Annotated in this window: 17 protein-coding genes; 10 read left to right on the top strand and 7 right to left on the bottom strand. The window is 69.7% G+C overall.

The annotated features are described in order from the left end of the window. The first annotated feature begins 31 nt into the window (after nt 1–31). Nucleotides 32–904, top strand: a complete 873-nt coding sequence (rsmA, locus tag OG921_RS20460; RefSeq protein WP_266114365.1) for a 16S rRNA (adenine(1518)-N(6)/adenine(1519)-N(6))-dimethyltransferase RsmA — start codon at nt 32–34, stop codon at nt 902–904. On the opposite strand, the gene OG921_RS20455 is transcribed toward rsmA, so the two are convergent. From OG921_RS20455 to OG921_RS20445, 3 genes are all read right to left on the bottom strand, one after another. After that, on the bottom strand, nt 897–3086 hold the full coding sequence (locus tag OG921_RS20455; protein ID WP_266114364.1) for a cation-translocating P-type ATPase: 2190 nt from the start codon (nt 3084–3086) through the stop codon (nt 897–899). The two genes, rsmA and OG921_RS20455, sit on opposite strands and share 8 nt — an antisense overlap. Beyond that, complete coding sequence (locus OG921_RS20450) at nt 3087–3296, bottom strand: heavy-metal-associated domain-containing protein (protein ID WP_266114363.1); 210 nt, start codon at nt 3294–3296, stop codon at nt 3087–3089. A gap of 78 nt (nt 3297–3374) precedes the next feature. Further along, nucleotides 3375–4343, bottom strand: a complete 969-nt coding sequence (locus tag OG921_RS20445; protein ID WP_266114362.1) for a YafY family protein — start codon at nt 4341–4343, stop codon at nt 3375–3377. Nucleotides 4344–4432: 89 nt separating this feature from the next. Between OG921_RS20445 and OG921_RS20440 the strand changes: the two genes are divergently transcribed. From OG921_RS20440 to OG921_RS20410, 7 genes are all read left to right on the top strand, one after another. Continuing rightward, nucleotides 4433–5950, top strand: coding sequence for a fatty acyl-CoA synthetase (locus OG921_RS20440; RefSeq protein ID WP_266114361.1), 1518 nt, complete (start codon nt 4433–4435; stop codon nt 5948–5950). A 53-nt stretch (nt 5951–6003) separates the two neighbouring features. Then, complete coding sequence (locus OG921_RS20435) at nt 6004–6936, top strand: 4-(cytidine 5'-diphospho)-2-C-methyl-D-erythritol kinase (RefSeq protein WP_266114360.1); 933 nt, start codon at nt 6004–6006, stop codon at nt 6934–6936. Further along, entirely contained in the window at nt 6933–8717 is a 1785-nt protein-coding gene (locus OG921_RS20430) for an ABC-F family ATP-binding cassette domain-containing protein (RefSeq protein WP_266114359.1), read from the top strand. The genes OG921_RS20435 and OG921_RS20430 overlap by 4 nt, the downstream gene beginning before the upstream one ends. A gap of 165 nt (nt 8718–8882) precedes the next feature. After that, nucleotides 8883–10142 (top strand): hypothetical protein, encoded by a 1260-nt coding sequence (locus OG921_RS20425; protein WP_266114358.1) that lies wholly within the window; start codon nt 8883–8885, stop codon nt 10140–10142. Nucleotide 10143: 1 nt separating this feature from the next. Beyond that, nucleotides 10144–11076, top strand: a complete 933-nt coding sequence (locus OG921_RS20420; RefSeq protein ID WP_266114357.1) for an Abi-alpha family protein — start codon at nt 10144–10146, stop codon at nt 11074–11076. 54 nt (nt 11077–11130) lie between these two features. Next, nucleotides 11131–11610, top strand: coding sequence for a nuclear transport factor 2 family protein (locus tag OG921_RS20415; protein WP_266114356.1), 480 nt, complete (start codon nt 11131–11133; stop codon nt 11608–11610). Continuing rightward, on the top strand, nt 11610–12281 hold the full coding sequence (locus OG921_RS20410) for a pyridoxal 5'-phosphate synthase (protein WP_266114355.1): 672 nt from the start codon (nt 11610–11612) through the stop codon (nt 12279–12281). The genes OG921_RS20415 and OG921_RS20410 overlap by 1 nt, the downstream gene beginning before the upstream one ends. Before the next feature lie 150 nt (nt 12282–12431). On the opposite strand, the gene OG921_RS20405 is transcribed toward OG921_RS20410, so the two are convergent. Further along, nucleotides 12432–14078 (bottom strand): peptide chain release factor 3, encoded by a 1647-nt coding sequence (locus OG921_RS20405; protein WP_266114354.1) that lies wholly within the window; start codon nt 14076–14078, stop codon nt 12432–12434. Nucleotides 14079–14260: 182 nt separating this feature from the next. On the opposite strand from OG921_RS20405, the gene OG921_RS20400 reads away from it, so the two are divergent. Both OG921_RS20400 and OG921_RS20395 read left to right on the top strand, forming a co-directional pair. Further along, nucleotides 14261–15889 (top strand): fatty acyl-AMP ligase, encoded by a 1629-nt coding sequence (locus OG921_RS20400; protein ID WP_266114353.1) that lies wholly within the window; start codon nt 14261–14263, stop codon nt 15887–15889. 144 nt (nt 15890–16033) lie between these two features. Further along, nucleotides 16034–16798 (top strand): hypothetical protein, encoded by a 765-nt coding sequence (locus OG921_RS20395; protein WP_266114352.1) that lies wholly within the window; start codon nt 16034–16036, stop codon nt 16796–16798. A 6-nt stretch (nt 16799–16804) separates the two neighbouring features. Here OG921_RS20395 and pth read toward each other — a convergent pair whose 3' ends face one another. From pth to OG921_RS20380, 3 genes are all read right to left on the bottom strand, one after another. Further along, nucleotides 16805–17380, bottom strand: a complete 576-nt coding sequence (pth, locus tag OG921_RS20390) for an aminoacyl-tRNA hydrolase (protein ID WP_266114351.1) — start codon at nt 17378–17380, stop codon at nt 16805–16807. Nucleotides 17381–17393: 13 nt separating this feature from the next. Beyond that, complete coding sequence (locus OG921_RS20385) at nt 17394–18023, bottom strand: 50S ribosomal protein L25/general stress protein Ctc (protein ID WP_266114350.1); 630 nt, start codon at nt 18021–18023, stop codon at nt 17394–17396. 179 nt (nt 18024–18202) lie between these two features. Continuing rightward, nucleotides 18203–19375, bottom strand: a complete 1173-nt coding sequence (locus OG921_RS20380; protein WP_266114535.1) for an aminotransferase class V-fold PLP-dependent enzyme — start codon at nt 19373–19375, stop codon at nt 18203–18205. Between the last annotated feature and the right edge of the window lie 67 nt (nt 19376–19442).

Genomic DNA, 19442 nt, shown 5'->3' with positions numbered 1-19442 from the left:
GGATAATCGACCCATCGGTTAGATTCTCCCGGTGCCCGCCGCTTTGCTCGGTCCAGCCGAAGTTCGTGCGCTCGCCGCCGAACTCGGGGTGCGCCCGACGAAGACGCTCGGCCAGAACTTCGTCCACGACGCCAACACCGTGCGGCGCATCGTCGCGACGGCCGGGGTCGGCAGTGCGGACCGGGTCCTGGAGGTCGGCCCTGGTCTCGGTTCGCTGACGCTGGCGCTGCTCGACGTGGCCGGTTCGGTGGTGGCCGTCGAGATCGACCCGGTCCTGGCCGGACGCCTGCCGACCACGGTCGCCGACCGGGCTCCGGACCTCGCGGGCAACCTGCAGGTGGTTCGGGCCGACGCGCTGCGGGTGCATGCCGCCGATATTCCGGAAGCGCCGACCGCGCTGGTCGCGAACCTGCCCTACAACGTCGCGGTGCCGGTGCTGCTGACCCTGCTCGCCGAGTTCCCGAGTATCCGCACCACATTGGTGATGGTGCAGGCCGAGGTGGCCGACCGGCTCGCGGCCGCGCCCGGCAGCAAGATCTACGGCGTGCCGAGCGTGAAGGCCGGGTTCTTCGGCACGGTGCGCCGCGCGGGTGCGGTGGGCAGGCAGGTGTTCTGGCCGGTGCCGCAGGTCGAGTCCGGTCTGGTGCGCGTCGATCGGTACGCCGAACCGCCGTGGCCGATCGACGACGAGCACCGCAAGCGTGTCTTCGCGGTGGTGGACGCCGCGTTCGCGCAGCGGCGCAAGACATTGCGGGCCGCTCTCGCGGGCTGGGCCGGGTCGCCCGCCGAGGCCGAGCGCTATCTCCTTGCCGCCGGTATCGAGCCGTCTGCGCGCGGGGAAACGCTCGATACCGCCGCCTTCGTTCGGCTCGCCGCCACCCGATTCGAGGGCACCGCTACCTGAAGCGGCGCAACCGCAGGCTGTTCGTCACCACGAACACACTCGACAGTGCCATCGCCGCGCCCGCCAGCATCGGGTTGAGTAGGCCCGCCGCCGCGAGCGGGATCGCGGCCACGTTGTAGCCGAACGCCCACACCAGGTTGCCCTTGATCGTCGCGAGCGTGCGGCGCGAGAGCCGGATCGCGTCCGCGGCGCTACGCAGGTCACCGCGGACCAGCGTCAGATCGCTCGCCTCGATGGCGGCATCGGTGCCGGTGCCCATCGCCAGGCCCAGATCCGCCTGGGCGAGCGCGGCCGCATCGTTGACGCCGTCGCCCACCATGGCAACGGCCTTGCCCTGTTCCTGCAGGCCGCGCACGGTGTCGACCTTGTCGCTCGGCAGCACGCCCGCGATCACCGTGTCGATGCCGACCTGATCGGCGACGGCCTGCGCGGTCACCTCGTGGTCGCCGGTCAGTAGCACCGGGGTCAGCCCAAGCCGGCGCAGGTTGCGCACCGCCTCGGCGCTGGTGTCCTTGACCGCGTCGGCGACCACGAACACGCCGCGGGCGCGGCCATCCCAGCCCACCGCCACGGCCGTGCGGCCGAGTCGCTCCGCATCCGCCATGGCCGCGCGCGCCTCGTCGCCCGCGTCCAGGCCCTGTTCGGTGAGCAACGCGAGCCGGCCGACGAGCACCTTCCGGCCCTCGATGATGCCTTCGACGCCCAGCCCGCCATGTGCACGGAATTCGGCCACCGGGGGCAGGTCGTCCTCCGCGGCGGCCACGATGGCCCGCGCGACCGGGTGTTCGGAGCCGGACTCGACCGCCGCACCGAACCGGAGCAACTCGTCGCGATCGGGCCCGATGATGTCGACCAGGCTCATTCGTCCGGTCGTGACGGTGCCGGTCTTGTCCAGCACGACGGTGTCGACGCGGCGGGTGGATTCGAGGATCTCCGGGCTGCGGATGATGATGCCGAGCTGTGCGCCCCGGCCCGTGCCGACGAGCAGTGCCATCGGCGTCGCCAACCCGAGTGCGCACGGGCACGCGATGATCAGCACCGCCACCGCGGCACCGAAGGCGGCCTGTGCCGGGTCCCCGGCGATGAGCCAGCCGACCAGCGTGGCCAGCGCGATTGCGATGACGACCGGCACGAAGACCGCGGAGATGCGGTCGGCGAGCCGCTGCACCGGCGCCTTGCCGCTCTGCGCCTGGGTGACGAGTGCCGCCATCCGGGCGAGCTGGGTGTCCCGGCCGACCCGGGACGCCCGCACTCGCAGTAGCCCGCCGACGTTGACGGTGGCACCGGCAACCGTGTCGCCGTCGCCGACCTCCACCGGCATCGACTCCCCGGTGAGCACGCTGGTGTCGATGGCCGAGCTGCCCGACACCACGACGCCGTCGGTGGCGATCCGTTCGCCGGGGCGGACGACGAACTCGTCGTCGACCCGCAGTTGCGCGACCGGGATCCGTTCCTCGCGGCCGTTGCGCAGCACCGCGGCATCCTTCGCGCCGAGTTCGAGCAGCCGCCGCAACGCCGAGCCGGCGTTGCGCTTGGCGCGCATCTCGAAATAGCGGCCGGCCAGGATGAACACGACGACACCCGCGGCGACCTCGAAGTACACGTTCGCCGATGCGTCCGCACGGTCGATGGTCAGCTCGAAGCCGTGCGAGGGGTGGTCGGTCGCCGAGCCGAACACCAGCGCGTAGAGCGACCACAGATATGCGGACACCGTGCCGAGTGAGATCAGCGTGTCCATCGTTGCCGCGCCGTGGCGCAGGTTCGCCCAGGTGGCGCGGTGGAACGGCCAGGCCGCCCAGGTGACGACCGGCGTCGCGAGCGCCAACGACACCCACTGCCAGCCGGTGAACTGCCAGGACGGCACCATCGCGAGCGCGATCACCGGCACCGCGAGCACCGCGCCGACGATGAGTCGCAAGCGCAGGCTCGCGAGGTCGTCGGGGCCTTCGGTCGCGGATTCGGCCGGTGCGGCACCGTAGCCCGCGCTCTCGACCTGCGCGACGAGTGCCGCGTCGTCGAGTTGCGGTGGGCAGTGCACGGTGGCGGTCTCGGTTGCGAAGTTGACCGAGGCCTGCACGCCGTCGAGTTTGTTGAGCCGCTTCTCCACGCGCGCCGCGCACGACGCGCACGTCATGCCGGTGATCGCGAGGTCGACGCTGCGGACAGGTGCTGTGGTGGACATCTACGCAGGTACGGCTTCGTAGCCCGCTTCGTCGACCGCCGCGAGCACATCGGAATCGGTCAGTGGCGCAGCGCTTTCCACGACGACCCGGCCGCTGGTGAGGTCGACGTCCACCGATTCGACGCCCGGGATCCGACCGACTTCCTCGCGCACCGCGCTCACGCAGTGCCCGCACGTCATCCCGGTGACGGTGTAGGTCGAGGTGGTCACGTCGATCTCCTTAGCGCAAACGATGTCGAGGTTCCGTCACCTCAACGGTACCCCCCTGGGGTACCTCCCGCAAGGAGTTCACGCCTCGGTGTAGCGCTGCGCGAGCAGCGTGTGCCGCTGCGCGAGGCGACGGCATTCCTCCCGCAGTTCGGCCGGTTCGAGCACGGTGAACGGCACGTCGAACGCCGAGAGCCACTTCGCGAGCGAGGCCTGCGAGTCCGACCCCAGTGATACGACACAGCTGTCCGAATCGCCACCCTCCAGGGTGCCCCACTCGTCGTGCACCATTTCCGCGATCCGTTCGATCGGCGCGTGCAGCCGGACCCGCGCGCGGGCTTGCGTGGTGGCGCGGCTGATTCCGCTGGCCACGAACGCCGCCGCGCCGCCCTCGGGCAGATCGCGCGGGGTGAACCGCGGCCCGGTCGGGATCTTCGGGATCATCCGGTCCACCCGGAACGAACGCCAGTCGTCGCGACCGAGATCCCACGCCATCAGGTACCAGCGCGCGCCCGAGCGGACCAGCCGATACGGCTCGACCTCGCGGCGCATCTGTTCGCCGTCGTGGCGCCGGTAGTCGAAGCGCAGCCGCTCGCGGGCATGGCAGACCGACGCGACGGTTGCGAGCAGCGTGGCGTCCACCGCGGATTTCGCCTCCGGTCGCGCCACGATGTCGACCGAGAGGGCGTCGAGTCGGTGCTGCAACCGGGACGGCATCACCTGGCGCAGCTTGGTCAGCGCGCGCAGGGACGGTTCGCCGATGCCGATGACCGGGCCGGTCGCACCCGACTGCAACCCGAACGCCACCGCGAGCGCCTCGTCGTCGTCGAGCAGCAGCGGCGGCATCTCCGCACCCGCGCCGAGCTGATACCCGCCGCCGACACCGACGGCCGCGTTCACCGGATAGCCGAGGTCACGCAGCTTGTCCACGTCGCGGCGCACCGTGCGCGCGGTGACGTCGAGGCGATCGGCGAGTTCCGCGCCGGACCATTCCTTGCGGGTCTGCAGCAGCGTGAGCAGCCGAAGCAGGCGAGCGGACGTCTCCAACATGGCTCCACGATGCCACCGATTGCGGACGACTACAGTCCGCAATCGCGAAGCCATGTTCGGCGCCCGCGCCCGTGATTAGGGTGCGAGGCATGACCCTGGATCCGCGCTCCACGACCGTCGATGCCGTGCTGCGCCGCTCGGCCGCACGCACGCCGCAGCGCCGAGCGCTGCTGTTCGCCGATCGGGAGTGGACCTACCGCGAGCTCGACGACGCCGTCAGCAGGGCCGCCGCCGCGCTGACCGCGCTCGGGCTCGGTCTCGGTGATCGGGTAGCCGCGTTCGGGGTCAACTCCGACGCCTACCTGATCGGCTTCCTCGCCTGCGCCCGAGCCGGGCTGGTGCACGTCCCGGTGAACTACGCGTTGCGCGGCGAGGAACTCGGCTACCTGATCGGCCAATCCGGCAGCCGTGTCGTTCTGGTGGATCCGGCGCAGCGGGCGGCGCTGGACGCGGTGCTGGCCGGCCTCGATATCGAGACTGTCGTGCCGCTGCGCGACGGGAGCGATTCGCTGGTCGAGATCGCAAGGACCGGGGAGGTGCCCGATTTCGAGGCGGCGGTGAACTCGACCGACCTGGCCCAGCTGCTCTACACCTCGGGCACCACGTCGAAACCCAAGGGCGCGATGATGACGCACTCCGCGCTGGTGCACGAATACGTCTCGACGCTGCTCGCGCTCGACCTCGCCGACGACGACGACCCGCTGATCGCGATGCCGCTGTATCACTCGGCCGGGATGCACGTGTTCGCGCTGCCGTACCTGGCGATCGGCGCCACCGTGCGACTGATGGAAGCGCCCGACGTGCCCGAGATTCTGCGCCGCATCGAGGCCGAGCGGATCGGCTCGCTGTTCCTGGCGCCGACGGTATGGGTGCCGCTGGCCGGACACCCCGATCTGGATCGGCGCGACCTGTCGTCGCTGCGCAAGGCCCAGTACGGCGCGTCGATCATGCCGGTCACCGTGCTGGAGCGGCTGCGCAGCCGTTATCCGGAGCTCGGCTTCTACAACTGCTTCGGGCAATCCGAAATCGGTCCGTTGGCCACCGTGCTACGGCCCGAGGAACACGAGGAGCGGCCGGCGTCGTGCGGCACCCCGGTGTTCTTCGTGGAAACCCGGGTGGTCGACCCCGACGGCAACGACGTTGCGCCCGGCACGCAGGGCGAGGTGCTGTACCGCTCGCCGCAACTGTGCGTCGGCTACTGGGACAAGCCCAACGCCACCGCGGAGGCGTTCCGCGACGGCTGGTTCCACTCCGGTGACCTGGTGACCCGCGACGAGCAGGGCTACATCACCGTGGTGGACCGGATCAAGGACGTCATCAACACCGGTGGTGTCCTGGTCGCCTCGCGCGAGGTCGAGGACGCGATCTACACCCACGACGGCGTTGCCGAGGTCGCGGTGATCGGCACTCCCGACGAGAAATGGATCGAGGCGGTCACCGCTGTCGTCGTGCTGCGCCCGGACGTCACCGTGACCGAGGACGAGATCATCGCGCACGTGAGGGCTCGGCTGGCGCCGTTCAAGGTGCCCAAGCGAGTGACCTTCGTCGACGAATTGCCCCGCAATCAGAGCGGCAAGCTGCTGAAACGGGAGTTGCGCGGCGCCTAGCGCGCCGTGGTCGATTCGGGTACTGGTGCCCGAGACACTTAGGCTCTTACATCGTGCTGTCAGTCGTGCCAACGCCCGTCATCGTCCGGGCACCCGCCAAGGTGAACCTGCACCTTGCGGTGGGCGAGCTACGGCCCGACGGCTACCACGAACTCAGCACCGTGTTTCAGGCGCTGTCGCTGTCCGACCAGGTGCACATGGTGCCGTCGAGCACGTTGTCGGTGCAGGTGCGCGGCGAGGGCGCCCGCGAGGTGCCGACCGACGACCGCAACCTGGCCTGGCGGGCCGCGACCCTGCTCGCTCGCCACGCCGAACGCGAGCCGCTGGTGGACATCGTCATCGACAAGGGCATCCCGGTCGCCGGTGGGATGGCCGGGGGCAGCGCGGACGCGGCCGCCGTGCTGGTCGGGCTGAACGAACTGTGGCAGCTCGATCTCGGCCGCGAAAACCTCGCCGAGATCGCGCTCGAACTCGGCAGTGACGTGCCGTTTTCACTGCACGGTGGCACGGCACTCGGCACCGGGCGCGGCGAGAAGCTGCTGCCGGTGCTGTCGCGCAACACGTTTCACTGGGTGATCGCGCTCGCCAAGGGCGGACTCAGCACGCCCGAGGTGTACCGCGAGCTGGACAAACTGCGCGGTCGCGGGCAGCCGCCGCGGCTCGGCGAAGCGCAGGACCTGATGCAGGCACTCGCGGTGGGCGACGTCGAGCGGCTCGCCCCGCTGCTCGGCAACGACCTGCAGGCCGCGGCACTCTCGCTGCGCCCCGACCTGCGCCGGACCTTGCGGGCCGGGATCACCGCGGGTGCATTGGCCGGCATCGTGTCCGGCTCTGGGCCGACATGCGCGTTCCTGTGTGCCGATCACGACAATGCGGTCGCCGTCGGCGCGGAGCTTTCCGGCGCGGGGGTGTGCCGCTCGGTGCGACTGGCCACCGGGCCCACCCAGGGCACCCGCGTCATCGATGAGGACGGATACCGGGCGTGACCAACCTGATCAATCTGGAGCAGGTCTCCAAGTCCTTCGGCGTGCGCCCACTGCTCGACGCGGTGTCGCTCGGCATCCATGAGGGTGACCGGATCGGCGTCGTCGGCCTCAACGGCGGCGGCAAGACCACGCTGCTCGAGGTGCTTTCCGGTGTCGCCGAACCCGATTCGGGCCGGGTGAGCCGGGTCGGTGGGTTGCGGATGGCGGTCGTCACCCAGCGCGGGGTACTGCCGCCGGGCGCGTCGGTGGGCGAGGTGGTGCTCGCCGAGCTCGGCGATGCCGAACACGAATGGGCCGGCGACGCCCGGATTCGCAACGTGCTGTCCGGGATTGGTATTTCCGGGCTCGGGATGGACACCCCGATCGACGACCTGTCCGGTGGCGAACGCCGTCGCGTCGCGCTCGCCGCGGCGCTGGTGCAGGACCTGGACCTGCTCGTCCTCGACGAGCCGACCAACCATCTCGACGTCGAGGGCGTGCAGTGGCTCGCCGAGCATCTGCTCGCCCGGCGCAGCGCGCTCGTCGTCGTCACCCACGATCGCTGGTTCCTCGACACGATCGCCACCAGTACCTGGGAGGTCGTCGGCGGTCGGGTGGAGTCCTACGAGGGCGGCTACGGCGACTGGATCTTCGCGCGCGCGGAACGGGCCCGCCAATCCGATTCGGCGGAGTCGAAGCGACGCAATCTCGCGCGCAAGGAGTTGGCCTGGTTGCGCCGCGGACCGCAGGCCCGCACGTCGAAGCCGCGTTACCGGGTGGAGGCGGCCGAGGCGCTGATCGCGGACGTTCCGCCGCCGCGCGACAGCGTGCAGTTGTCCGCATTCGCCCGCCGTCGGCTCGGCAAGATCGTGATCGAGCTGGAGGACGTGCGGCTGACCACGCCGGATGACCGGGTGCTCGTCGACGACCTGACCTGGCGGCTCGCGCCCGGCGAGCGGGTCGGCCTGGTCGGCGTCAACGGATCGGGCAAGACGACATTGCTGCGCGCCCTTGCCGGCGACACGACGCTCGCCGCGGGCAAACGGGTACAGGGCAAGACGGTCCAGATCGGGTGGCTGCGCCAGGAACTCGACGACCTGCCCATCGGCATGCGGGTGCTCGAGGCGGTGCAGGACATCGCCGAACGCACCATGATCGGCGACAAGGAGATCTCCGCCGGTCAGCTCGCCGAGCGGCTCGGGTTCACCCCGGCCCGCCAGCGCACACCGGTGGGCGACCTGTCCGGTGGCGAGCGGCGCAGGCTGCAGCTCACCAGGATCCTGATGGCCGAGCCGAATGTGCTGCTGCTCGACGAGCCGACCAACGACCTCGATATCGACACGCTGCAGCAGCTCGAGGATCTGCTCGACGGCTGGCCGGGCACGCTCGTGGTGATCAGTCACGACCGATACCTGATCGAGCGCATCTGTGACAGCACGTGGGCGCTGTTCGGCGACGGCGGGCTGACCAACCTGCCGGGCGGGATCGAGGAGTACCTACGCCGGCGCCGGAGCAACCCGATTCGCCCGGCGCGGACAGCCGGTGCCGCGCCGAGCGGCACGGCCAGTGCGCCTCCCACGATCGGCGCGGCCGCCCAGCGCACCGCCCGCAAGGAACTCGGCCGCCTCGAACGGACGATTGCGCGACTCGACGATCGGGAACGAGTGCTGCATGAACAACTCGCCGAGGCGGCCACCGATCCGGACCGGCTCGCCACACTCGATGCCGAGCTCAAACGGGTCGTCGCGGAAAAGGAATCCGCCGAGGAGCGCTGGCTCGAACTCGCCGCCGCGCACGAGTGATTCCGGGCCGCGCCGCGCGCCACACCGGCGGCAAACCGTGACCGGCCGCACGGTAGCCTTCGGGACGCGTCACGGTAGCGGGGGAACAGCGATCCGGTATGTCTGGCGGATCTGCCGCGCAAATGGCGTCGAGGGGAGGTGGGCGACGTAGACCACAAACTGCTGATGGATCTCATCACGATCCCGTTGTTCACCGGCATCATCGGCTACGTCACGAACTGGACGGGTGTCCTGATGTTGTTCGAGCCGTTGAAGTTCCACGGCGTCCGCGTGCCCGGCCTCGAACTGATCTACCCGTACTTCCACCGCCGCATCCAGATCCTGCCGATCTACTCACCCGACGGCCGAAGGATGGGCTGGCAGGGGATGGTTCCCTCGCGCGCGGAGAAGATGGCGAGCATCGCGGTGGACAAGAGCATCGCCAAGCTCGGCAGCGTGGGCGATTTCTATCGCGAACTCGACCCGGACAGCATCGCCGAGCATTTCGTCGAGGTCGCGCGACCCGAGATCCGCGGCGTGGTGGACCGCATCGTGGCGCGCGAGAGCCCGCGGCTGTGGCGCAACCTGCCCTCGTTCGCCCGGGAAGCGGTGTACCGCAAGGTCGAAAGCGAGCTGCCGGCTAACGCCAGCAAGATCACCGCCACGCTCGGTGACCACATCGAGGACCTCGTCGACCCGAAGTGGATGGCGATCCGGCATCTCACCGAGAACCCGAAGCTGCTCAACAGCATCTTTCGCGAGATGGGGGCCAAGGAGCTGCGGTTCATGCAGAACTTCGGCTTCTACTTCGGTTACCCGATGGGTTTCGTGCTCGTCGCGCTGCTGCACGTGGCGCCGTACTGGTGGGTGCTCCCGGTCGGCGGCGTGGTGATCGGGTACGTGGTCAACTGGGTCGGCATCAACATGATCTACGAGCCGCTGCACCCCAAGTGGTACGTGCCGTGGCGGCAGGGCCTGATGCTCAAGCGGCGCACCGAGATCATCGCGGGCTTCGCCGACATCATCGCCGACGACGTCATCACCACCGAGAACATGGCCAACGAGCTACTGCGCGGTTCGCGCTCCGACCGGACGCTGCAGATGCTCGACAGCGTGATGCGCGATTCGGTCGACCGCGCCATCGGTCGCGCCCGGCTCGCGGTGGTGATGTCGCTGGGCAGCAACGAGTACGACCGCATCCAATCCGCGTTGGCGCCGGTGGCGCTCGACTTCGCCACCGACGCGATGACCGACCGCGCGTTCGCCGAGAAGCAGGCCGGCCGGATCCGTAGCTTCATCGCGCAGCAAATGGAGAAACTGAGTCTGGAAGACTTCGTAGACCTGCTGCGCTCGGCGACCAAGCAGGACGAGTGGTTGCTGTTCGTGCACGGTGCCGTCCTCGGCTCGATCGGCGGCTTCATCCACCTGGCGATCTTCGGAGTGTGACGTGAGCGATCCCGACGAGAGCGCGGAGACCGGGAAGACCGGCGCGGTCGACACCGGCACCACCGGTGAGTCCACCGAGTTGGCGCGTCCGCAGCCGAAAGCGGTCGAGCGGCAGATCAGCACCGAGGCGCGCGTGTTGCGTGGTGCGTTCCGGGCCGCCGGGCTCGCGGTCGGTACCGCGGTGCGCGGCACGCAGTGGGTGGCGGGCACCTCGCTCGAAGTCACGCGGCAGATCGCGCAGGCGGCGATCGAGGGCGAGACCTCCGCCGAGATCGCCGAGCGCGCGTCGAACTCGTTGCGGGCGCTCGCACAGACCGCGCTCGGCGTCACCGAGGGTTCGGTGCGCGAGATCGTCAGCTACGTGCCGACCACGATCCCGCAGGGGTCCAGCACGGAGACGGCGCGGCGTGCGCTCGAGTCCGCCACCGCCGCGGACCTGCGCCGGCGTGGTGACGCACTGCTCGCGATGTCGGCCGACGTGTACTTCACCGACGACGTGCACCCCGCCTACGACCGGATGCTGGGCGAACTCGCGCCGGACGAGGCCCGGATGCTGCGCTTCCTGGCGCTCAACGGTCCGCAGCCCACCGTCGACGTGCGCACCAATCGCCCGCTCGGCATCGGGTCGGAGCTGATCGCCGGTGACTTGACGTCGATCCCCGAGCAGGCCGGCGTCCGGCATCTCGCCCGGTCCCGCTCCTACGTGATCAACCTCACGCGGCTCGGCCTCGCCGAGGTGTCCGCCGACCCGGTGGAGCTGGGCCGGTACATGGTGCTCGAGGTACAGCCGATGGTGGAGGAGGCCCGTCGCAAGGCGGGCCGCGCGCCGAAGGTCGTCCGGAAGAGTCTGCGGTTGACCGATTTCGGCACCGATTTCTGCCAGACCTGCTTCACACTCGACGCATTCGCCGCCGAACCACTTCTGCAGGACTGAGCGAGGCGGGCAAAACAACCTCTCAATCAGGCCCGATGATGAGACAGTAGATCCATGGATCTCGAAGCCGTGTACGAGATCGGTCGGCTCAAGTACCGGTATCTGCGCGCACTCGACACCAAGGCGTGGGACGACCTCGGCGAGACGATGCTGCCCGAGGCGACCGCTACCTACAGCGAATACCTCCAATTCGAGTCCAGGGACGCGTTCATCGGCTTCATGCGTAACACGCTCGGCCCGCGCGTGATCACCGAACACCACTGCGACCATCCCGAGATCGACGTCGACGGCGACACCGCGACCGGGATCTGGTATCAGTCCGACACGGTGCTCATCCCCGAACACAACATGCTGATGCGCGGTGCCGCCTACTACGACGATCGCTATGTGCGTGGGCGGGACGGGCAGTGGAAGATCCTGCACACCGGCTACGCCCGCACCTACGAGGTGGTCTATTCGATCACCGATCTGCCGGGTTTCCGGCTGACGTCGAACCGCTGGGGCCCGGTCGCGCAGCCGCCTGCCTCGGCGTGATGGAGCCGGGTCGCGAGTCGTACTCCGATACCCGCGCGTGGCTGCGTTCGCTGCCGTTCGCGCACATCCGGCCGCCCGGTGGACTCCCACCGCCGGACGCCGATCCGCATCGGGCGTTCGTGGCGTGGCTGGAGGCGGCGGCGACCGGCGGCATCCCCGAACCGCACGTCGGGACGCTGTCCACCGTCGACCCGGATGGGACGCCGCAGGCCCGGGTGCTGATGTTGCGTGATGTGAACGAGCTCGGCTGGTCGGTGTCCGGTCCGGACTTCTCGCCGAAAGGTCGCGCGCTGCACGCGAACCCGAAGGCCGCCCTGACGTTCTACTGGCGCGAGCAGGGCAGGCAGGTGCGGATCACCGGCCCGGCCCGGCCCGCGGGACACGATGCCGCGACGCGCGACTTCCACAACCGGTCCGAGATCGCGCAGGCGGTGGCGATGGCGAGCAGGCAGAGCGAACCGCTCGCCGACGAGCGGGAGTACACGGACGCGGTGGCGGCGGCGCAACAGCGATTGCTGGACGAGCCGTGGCTGGTGCCAGACCACTGGCAGGTCTGGCGGATCGAGGCCGACAGCGTCGAATTCTGGCAGGCCGACCCCGGCAGGCGGCACCTGCGGCGACGGTTCACCCGCGCGGGCGGCGCCTGGTCCGCGCAGGACCTCTGGCCGTAACCGCGCGCGCCGGCGCTGTTCCGGGCGCGGAACCCCCGCGCCGCACAACTTCTGCGGCGCCGCACACGATCCAGGGCGCTGCAGCTTGTGCGGTACGTCAGGATGTGTGCGGCGAGATGGCGGGGACGAGCGAACCGGCTCCTCGGCGGTTCAGTCCGCCGCGGCGACCAGCGGTTCCAGCGTCAGTTCCGGCATCTCCTTCTGCAGGTACTGCAACCGCCACTTGTCGCTGACCAGCGCGAGCAGCACGCCGTCGGTTCGGGTGAACACCTCGACGCCGCGTTGGCGTCCGAGTTCGGCTGCCGACTCCGCGTCGGTGCGCCGCGCGAGAGCGTAGGAGAGCCCCTCCAGCCGTGCCTCGACGTTGAACTCCGCCTTCATCCGCGCGGTGACCACCTCGAACTGCATCGGGCCGACGGCGGCCAGCACCGGTGAGGCGTCGCCGCGAATGTCGTTGCGCAGCACCTGCACTACGCCCTCGGAATCGAGTTGATCGATGCCGCGGCGGAATTGTTTGTACTTGCTCGCGCTTTCCGCGCGCACCACCGCGAAATGCTCGGGCGCGAACGAGGGGATCGGCGGATACTCCACCTTCCGGTCCACGTAGAGCGTGTGTCCGGGCGCCAACGCGGTGGCGTTCACCAGACCGACCACGTCGCCCGGGTAGGCGTCGTCGACGGTGGTGCGGTCCCGGCCGAACACCGTCAGTGCGTACTTGGTGGCGAACGGTTTCCCGGTCTGCGCGTGCGTGACCACCATGCCGCGCTCGAAGGTGCCGGACACGATCCGCATGAACGCGAGGCGGTCCCGGTGTGCGGTGTCCATGCCGGCCTGCACCTTGAAGATGACGGCACTGAACGGCTCGGTGATGGTGCGCGGGGTGCCGTCGATGCCGGCGCGCGGTCGCGGCGGCGGCGCGAGCGCAACGAGGGTTTCCAGCAGTTGCCGCACCCCGAAGTTGAGCATCGCGGATGCGTAGATCACCGGTGACGTCTGCCCGGCGAGGAACATTTCCTGGTCGTGGTCCTGGCCGGTCGCGGAGAGCAGTTCGCTCTCCTCGGCCGCGGTCGTCCAGGCCTCACCCTCGCGATCGGCGGCATCGCCGGGCTCCAGCGATTCCTCCGGCGCGATCGTCGCCCCTCCTGCGGTGCGGGTGAAATGGATGTACTCCCGCGCGGCACCGTCGGGTCCACGGCGGAGCAGGCCGCGAAAGTCGCCGGCGATGCCGACCGGTAGGAAGAGCGGGGTCGGAGTGAGTCCGATGCGCTCCTCGATCTCGTCGAGCAGTTCCAGCGGCGCCCGGCCGGGCCGGTCCCACTTGTTGATCACGGTGATGACGGGGATACCGCGGTGGCGGCACACCTGGAACAGCTTCAGGGTCTGCGGCTCGAGGCCCTTCGCCGCGTCGATCAGCATCACCGCGGCGTCGACGGCGGTGAGCACCCGGTAGGTGTCCTCGGAGAAGTCGGAGTGACCAGGGGTGTCGACAAGGTTGATCACCGCGTTGAAACCGTCCGCGGTCTGGTACTCGAACTGCAGCGCGGTGGAGGACACCGAGATGCCGCGCGCCTTCTCCATCTCCATCCAGTCCGAGACGGTGGAGCGCCGGCCGGCCTTGCCGTGGATCGCGCCGGCCTCGGAGATCATCTTCGCGTGCAGCGCCAGCGCCTCGGTGAGCGTCGATTTGCCCGCGTCGGGGTGCGAGATCACGGCGAACGTGCGCCGCCGGCCGGCCTCCTTGGCGAGGGCACCGGCGGATTTCGCCGACGTGGTTTCGGCGGGGAGCGGCGACGTCAAGGACCTACCTCTTGCTCTGGATGCAGACGGATCGTGCGTGGGTCGACACACGCGATAGTCCAGGTTACTCGCCGCATTGCCCGGTGAACGAATGCCGGACCGTCGTTAACGGGCGCACCCGTCCGCGGCTATTACCGAGCAGACGGACCGCGCCCCGCGGAAGAGCACGAGGAGTCCCACCCGTGAGCAAGTTCACCGACGAGATGTACGCGACCGCACACAGCAGTGACCGCGCACTGGTGACCGGCGAACCCGACGCACCCGTCCGGCACACCTGGGGTGAGATCCACGCGGTCGCGCGCTGCATGGCCGGCGGGTTGGCGGCGGCCGGAATCGGGCACGGTGACGCGGTCGGCGTGCTGGCCGGGCAACCCGTCGACATCGCGCCCGCGGTGCAGGCGACGTGGATGCGTGGGGCGTCGGTGACGATGCTGCATCAGCCGACCCCGCGGACGGACCTCGTGGCGTGGGCCGCCGACACCGAGGCCGTGCTGCGGATGATCGACGCGCGGGCGGTGATCGTCGGTGACCCGTTCGACGCGGCCGCCCCGCTGCTCGCCGAGCGTGGCATCCGGGTGGTCACCGTCGCCGACCTGCGCACCGGGCCGGACACCGATCCGCTGCCGACCACGGAGACCGACATCGCGCTGCAGCAGCTGACCTCCGGTTCGACGGGCGCGCCGAAGGCCGTGCAGATCACGCACCGCAACTTCTACGTCAACGCCTACGCGATGATCGACCGCATCAAGTTCGACCGCAACCACGACGTGATGATCAGTTGGCTGCCGCTGTTCCACGACATGGGCATGGTCGGATTCCTCAGTGTGCCAATGCAGTACGGCGCCGAGGTGGTCAGCATCACGCCGCTGGACTTCCTGCGCAGGCCGCTGCTGTGGGCGGAGCTGATCGAGAAGTACCGCGGTACGGTCACCGCCGCACCGAACTTCGCGTATTCGCTGCTGTCCCGGCGGCTGCGGCAGGCACCGGACGGCGCGGTGGACCTGAGCTCGGTCCGGTACATGTGGAACGGCGCGGAGCCGGTCGACCCGGACACCGTGACCACGCTCGCCACCGACGGTGCCCGGTTCGGGCTCGACCCCGCTGCGTTGACGCCGGTGTACGGCATGGCCGAGACCACGCTCGCGGTGTCCGTTCCGGACGCCGGGCGGGGGCTGGTGCTCGACACCGTCGACGCGGAACTGCTCGAAGCGGTCGGCCGTGCGGTGCCGACCGACCGGGGTCCCGTTCGCCGGCTGGCCACCCTCGGTTACCTCGTCGACAACCTCGAAGGACGCGTCGTCGATGCCGAGGGCCGGGTGCTGCCCGCCCGCGGGGTCGGCGTCATCCAGGTGCGCGGTCCGGCGGTGACCCCTGGCTACGTCACCACCGAAGGCTTCGTACCCGCCCAGGACGCGGACGGCTGGCTCGACACCGGGGACGTCGGCTACTTCACCGAGGACGGTCTCGTGGTGGTGTGCGGCCGGATCAAGGACGTGATCATCATGGGCGGGCGCAACATCTACCCGACCGATATCGAACGGGCCGCGGCACGGGTGACCGGGGTGCGTCCGGGCAATGCGGTGGCGGTGCGCCTCGACGCGGGGGACAAGCGGGAGAGTTTCGCGGTGGTGGTGGAGAGCAACGCGTTCGACGACAGCGGCGAGGTGGAACGGATCGAGCACGAGGTCGCGCACGAGGTGTTCGCGGAGATCGGCGTGCGGCCGCGCCGGGTGGCGGTGCTCGGGCCGGGCGCTCTGCCGAAGACGTCGTCGGGCAAGCTGCGCCGCGGCAACACCCTCGCGCTGCTCTGAGCCTGGGAGGTCGGTGAAACGTCCGGGCGGCCGGCGCGATCTCTGTACGGAGCCGCGGACGTCCGCACGAGGGTTGTCGGTGGCACCCGTCAGACTGTCGACTCCATCCTCGCCGCGGCCGCGGCCCGAGCTTTGCCAGGAACCATGAACACCCTCAGTCCCTACCTCCGCGTCGTCGCCGGCTTCTTCGCAGCGCTCTGCACCTGGCTCGCGATCGTCAGCGTCGTCCAGCTCGACTTCGGCCAGGTCGTCGTCTTCCTGATCTTCGCCGCGGGCCTGTCGTACGTCGCGCTGGCCAAGCCACTCCGTGAGCGCGCCGCGCGGACGAAGGCCGCCAACGCCGCGCTCGCGGCCCGCGCCGATGCCGCGAACGCGGCATTTCTGGCCGGCGATACGCGCGCCGCGCTGGCGCCGCCACCAAGTCCGGAAGTCGCGCGACCGGTCCGCAAGGGGGTGGTCGTCGCCGCCGTCGTCGCGGCCGCCTTCCTGCTCATCGGAATCGTCGCGGATATCGCCGATGGGCTCGAAGCATCCACCGAGGACGAAACACCCGCGTCGGCAGCGCAACTGTCGACCGGTTCACCGGCGGCGCCGAGTCCGGTCGCAGCCGTGCCCGCCGCCCCGGTCATTGCCGAGCCGGCCGCAGCCGCCGTGCCGGTTGCTGCGCCTGCCGCGTCCGCACTGATGCCCGCGGTGGTGTGCATGAACCTGCAGTCGGCACAGGACACGATCCAGGCCGCGGGTGTCTTCTACTCGCGCAGCGAGGACGCCACCGGCGCGGGACGCATGCAGATCTCGGACCGTAACTGGGTGGTGGTCGGGCAGCGTCCGGACCCGGGCACCCCGATCGGTGAGGGCGACGCAATGCTTTCGGTGGTCAAGATCGGCGAGCGAGGTGACTGCTCGTAGCGGCGCTCAGTGCACCCGGTTCTGCGCGGCTTCGAGTCCCACCTGCAGCAGCAGTTCCACGGCGTCGGCGGCCTGTTCGCAGATCACCGGCAGATCCTTGCGCTCGGCCGCGGAGAACGGTTTGAGCACGTAGGCGGCCGCGTCCATGCGGCCGGGTGGGCGACCGACGCCGATCCGGGTGCGCAGGTAGTCCTTGCTGGTCAACGCCGCCGAAATCGAGCGCAGACCGTTGTGGCCGCCCTCGCCGCCGCCCTGCTTGAGCCGGATGGTGGCGAAGTCGAGGTCGATCTCGTCATGCACGACGATCACCCGGTCGACCGGGACGGAGAAGAACCGGGCGAGCGCGCCGACCGGCCGGCCGGACTCGTTCATGTAGCAGCGCGGCTTCGCGACGAGCACCGAGCGTCCGTCGAGGCGCGCCTGCAGCAGATCGGAGCCGGACTTCTTGTGCACGGAAAAACGGCCGCCGACGCGCTCGGCGAGCACGTCGGCGACCATGAATCCGATGTTGTGACGGGTGCGCTCGTACTGAGGGCCCGGGTTACCCAGCCCGACGACGAGCGTCGCACCTGTTTCGGTCATCGAGGGACTGAGATCAGCCCTCGGCCGACTCGTCGCCGGCGGACTCCTCGGCGGCAGCCGCTTCGCCACCCTCTTCCTCGGTGGTCTCTTCTTCCTCGAGCGCCGGCGCGACGACGTTGACGATCAGCGTCTCCGGGTCGCTCTGCAGGGTTGCGCCTGCGGGCAGGGTGAGCTCGCTCGCGAGCACCTGGGTGCCGATCTCGGCGCCCTCGATGGAGAACTCGATCTGCTCGGGGATGGACATCGCATCGGCCTCGAGCGAGATGACGTTGGCGTCCTGGGTGACCACGGAGCCGGGGGCGCCGTCGCCGGTCACCACGACGGGCACGTCGACGATGACCTTCTCACCCTTGATGATGACGAGCAGGTCGGCGTGCTCGATGTAGCGGCGGATCGGGTGCACGACAACGGACTTGGTCAGCGCGAGCTGCTCGCTGCCGTCGATGTCGAGGGTGAGCACCGCGTTGGTGCCGTTCTCGCGCAGCACGCGGGCGAAGGCCTTTGCGTCGATTGCGAGGTGCTGCGGGTCGGCCTTGTGGCCGTAGAGGACCGCCGGAACGTTGCCGTCGCGACGGGTGCGACGTGCGGCACCTTTACCGAACTCGGTGCGGACGATGGCCTTGAGGCGACTTGCGTCGGACATGATGAAACGGCTCCTACGTTCGATCGATCTGTTGTGGCTGCACGTCAAGGCGGGGTCGAACGTGGACGGCCAAAGGAGCCGTGCCGCGTCGATCACGGTGCGCGAAGCCTGTGCTTCGTCCGCACCCTCGCCGAGACAACCCGACAAGACTACCCCATCGGACTGTTCCCGGAGAAATCTCAAACCAGGCCCGCGACAGCGCTCCCCAGCCGCTCGATGTCGTCGTCGGAAACGAAGCAGTGCGGCGACGCCCGCACGACGGAGTCGAGGTTGCGCCGGGACATGTCGATCAGCGTCGAACTGCGGTGGCTGACGGTGACGGTCACGGCGTGCGCGGCGAGCCGATCGCGGACCCGGACCGGGTCGAGCCCGTCGACCGTGAACGAGACGATGCCACCGCGCCGGCGGCCGAGATCGCGTACTTCGACGCCGTCGATCGCGCGCAGGGCGGCCCGCACCCGCTCGGCTCGTTCGGCGATCGCGTCGTACACCGCGGCCGGCCCGAGCTCGAGCAGATACCGGACCGCGGTCCCCAGGCCGAGCCGGCCGGCCACATCGCATTCCCAGAACTCGAAGCGCCGGGCATCGGTCTGCATCCGGTAGGAATCGAGGCCGGTCCATTCGGCGCTGTGCAGGTCGAGGACCGCCGGCTCCAGCGCGTCGAGCAGTCCGCGCCGCACATAGAGGAACCCGGTCCCGCGCGGTCCGCGCAACCATTTACGCCCGGTGACGGACAGGGCGTCGACGCCGAGTTCGGCGACATCGATCGGCAGCTGCCCGACCGATTGGCAGGCGTCGAGCAGGACCAGCGCGCCCGCTGCGTGCGCGAGGTCGCATACCTGGGCCACCGGGTTCACCAGTCCACCGTTGGTCGGCACGTGCACCAGCGAGACCAGCCGCACGCGCTCGTCGAGCATCGCGGCGAGGGCGTCGAGGTCGATCTGTCCGGCGTCGTCGCTGGGCACCACGTCGACCAGCGCCCCCACCGCGCGGGCCCGCTGCAGCACCGCGATCGCGTTGCTGGCGTACTCGGCCTCCGAGATCAGCACCCGGTCGCCTGCGGTCAGTGGCACCGCAGCGAAGAAATCGGACCACGATCGGGTCGCGCTGTCACTGAGCGCAATGCAGTCCGCGTCGGCTCCGATCAGCGCGCCGATCGCGTCCTTCACCCCGGCGAGGTCATCGAGCCGCTCGTTCGCGGCGCGGTACCCGCCCACCTGCGCCTCCCGCCGGATATGGCTGGTCACCGTCGCGACCACCGGGTCCGGCGGCAACGAGGACCCCGCGCTGTCGAAGAACGCCTGGTTCAGGCAGCCGGGTGTGGCGGCGCGAATGCGGCCACGGTCGAGGATGGTCACGGTGTCCTTCCGGTCGAGGTGGTCGGGACGGGCTCGCCACGAGCGTGCCGGAAATTGCGGA

This window comes from Aldersonia sp. NBC_00410, from assembly GCF_026342035.1.
Taxonomy (GTDB): domain Bacteria; phylum Actinomycetota; class Actinomycetes; order Mycobacteriales; family Mycobacteriaceae; genus Aldersonia.
Note: the sequence above shows the minus strand (reverse complement) of the source record. Positions and strands in the feature narration are given on the sequence as shown.

Bases quoted from the DNA above. Each gene is read 5' to 3' on its own strand.
- OG921_RS20455 (WP_266114364.1), bottom strand. From the start codon at position 3,086: ATGTCCACCACAGCACCTGTCCGCAGCGTCGACCTCGCGATCACCGGC.
- OG921_RS20445 (WP_266114362.1), bottom strand. From the start codon at position 4,343: ATGTTGGAGACGTCCGCTCGCCTGCTTCGGCTGCTCACGCTGCTGCAG.
- OG921_RS20415 (WP_266114356.1), top strand. From the start codon at position 11,131: ATGGATCTCGAAGCCGTGTACGAGATCGGTCGGCTCAAGTACCGGTAT.
- OG921_RS20440 (WP_266114361.1), top strand. From the start codon at position 4,433: ATGACCCTGGATCCGCGCTCCACGACCGTCGATGCCGTGCTGCGCCGC.
- OG921_RS20395 (WP_266114352.1), top strand. From the start codon at position 16,034: ATGAACACCCTCAGTCCCTACCTCCGCGTCGTCGCCGGCTTCTTCGCA.
- OG921_RS20425 (WP_266114358.1), top strand. From the start codon at position 8,883: ATGGATCTCATCACGATCCCGTTGTTCACCGGCATCATCGGCTACGTC.
- OG921_RS20410 (WP_266114355.1), top strand. From the start codon at position 11,610: ATGGAGCCGGGTCGCGAGTCGTACTCCGATACCCGCGCGTGGCTGCGT.
- OG921_RS20385 (WP_266114350.1), bottom strand. From the start codon at position 18,023: ATGTCCGACGCAAGTCGCCTCAAGGCCATCGTCCGCACCGAGTTCGGT.
- pth (WP_266114351.1), bottom strand. From the start codon at position 17,380: ATGACCGAAACAGGTGCGACGCTCGTCGTCGGGCTGGGTAACCCGGGC.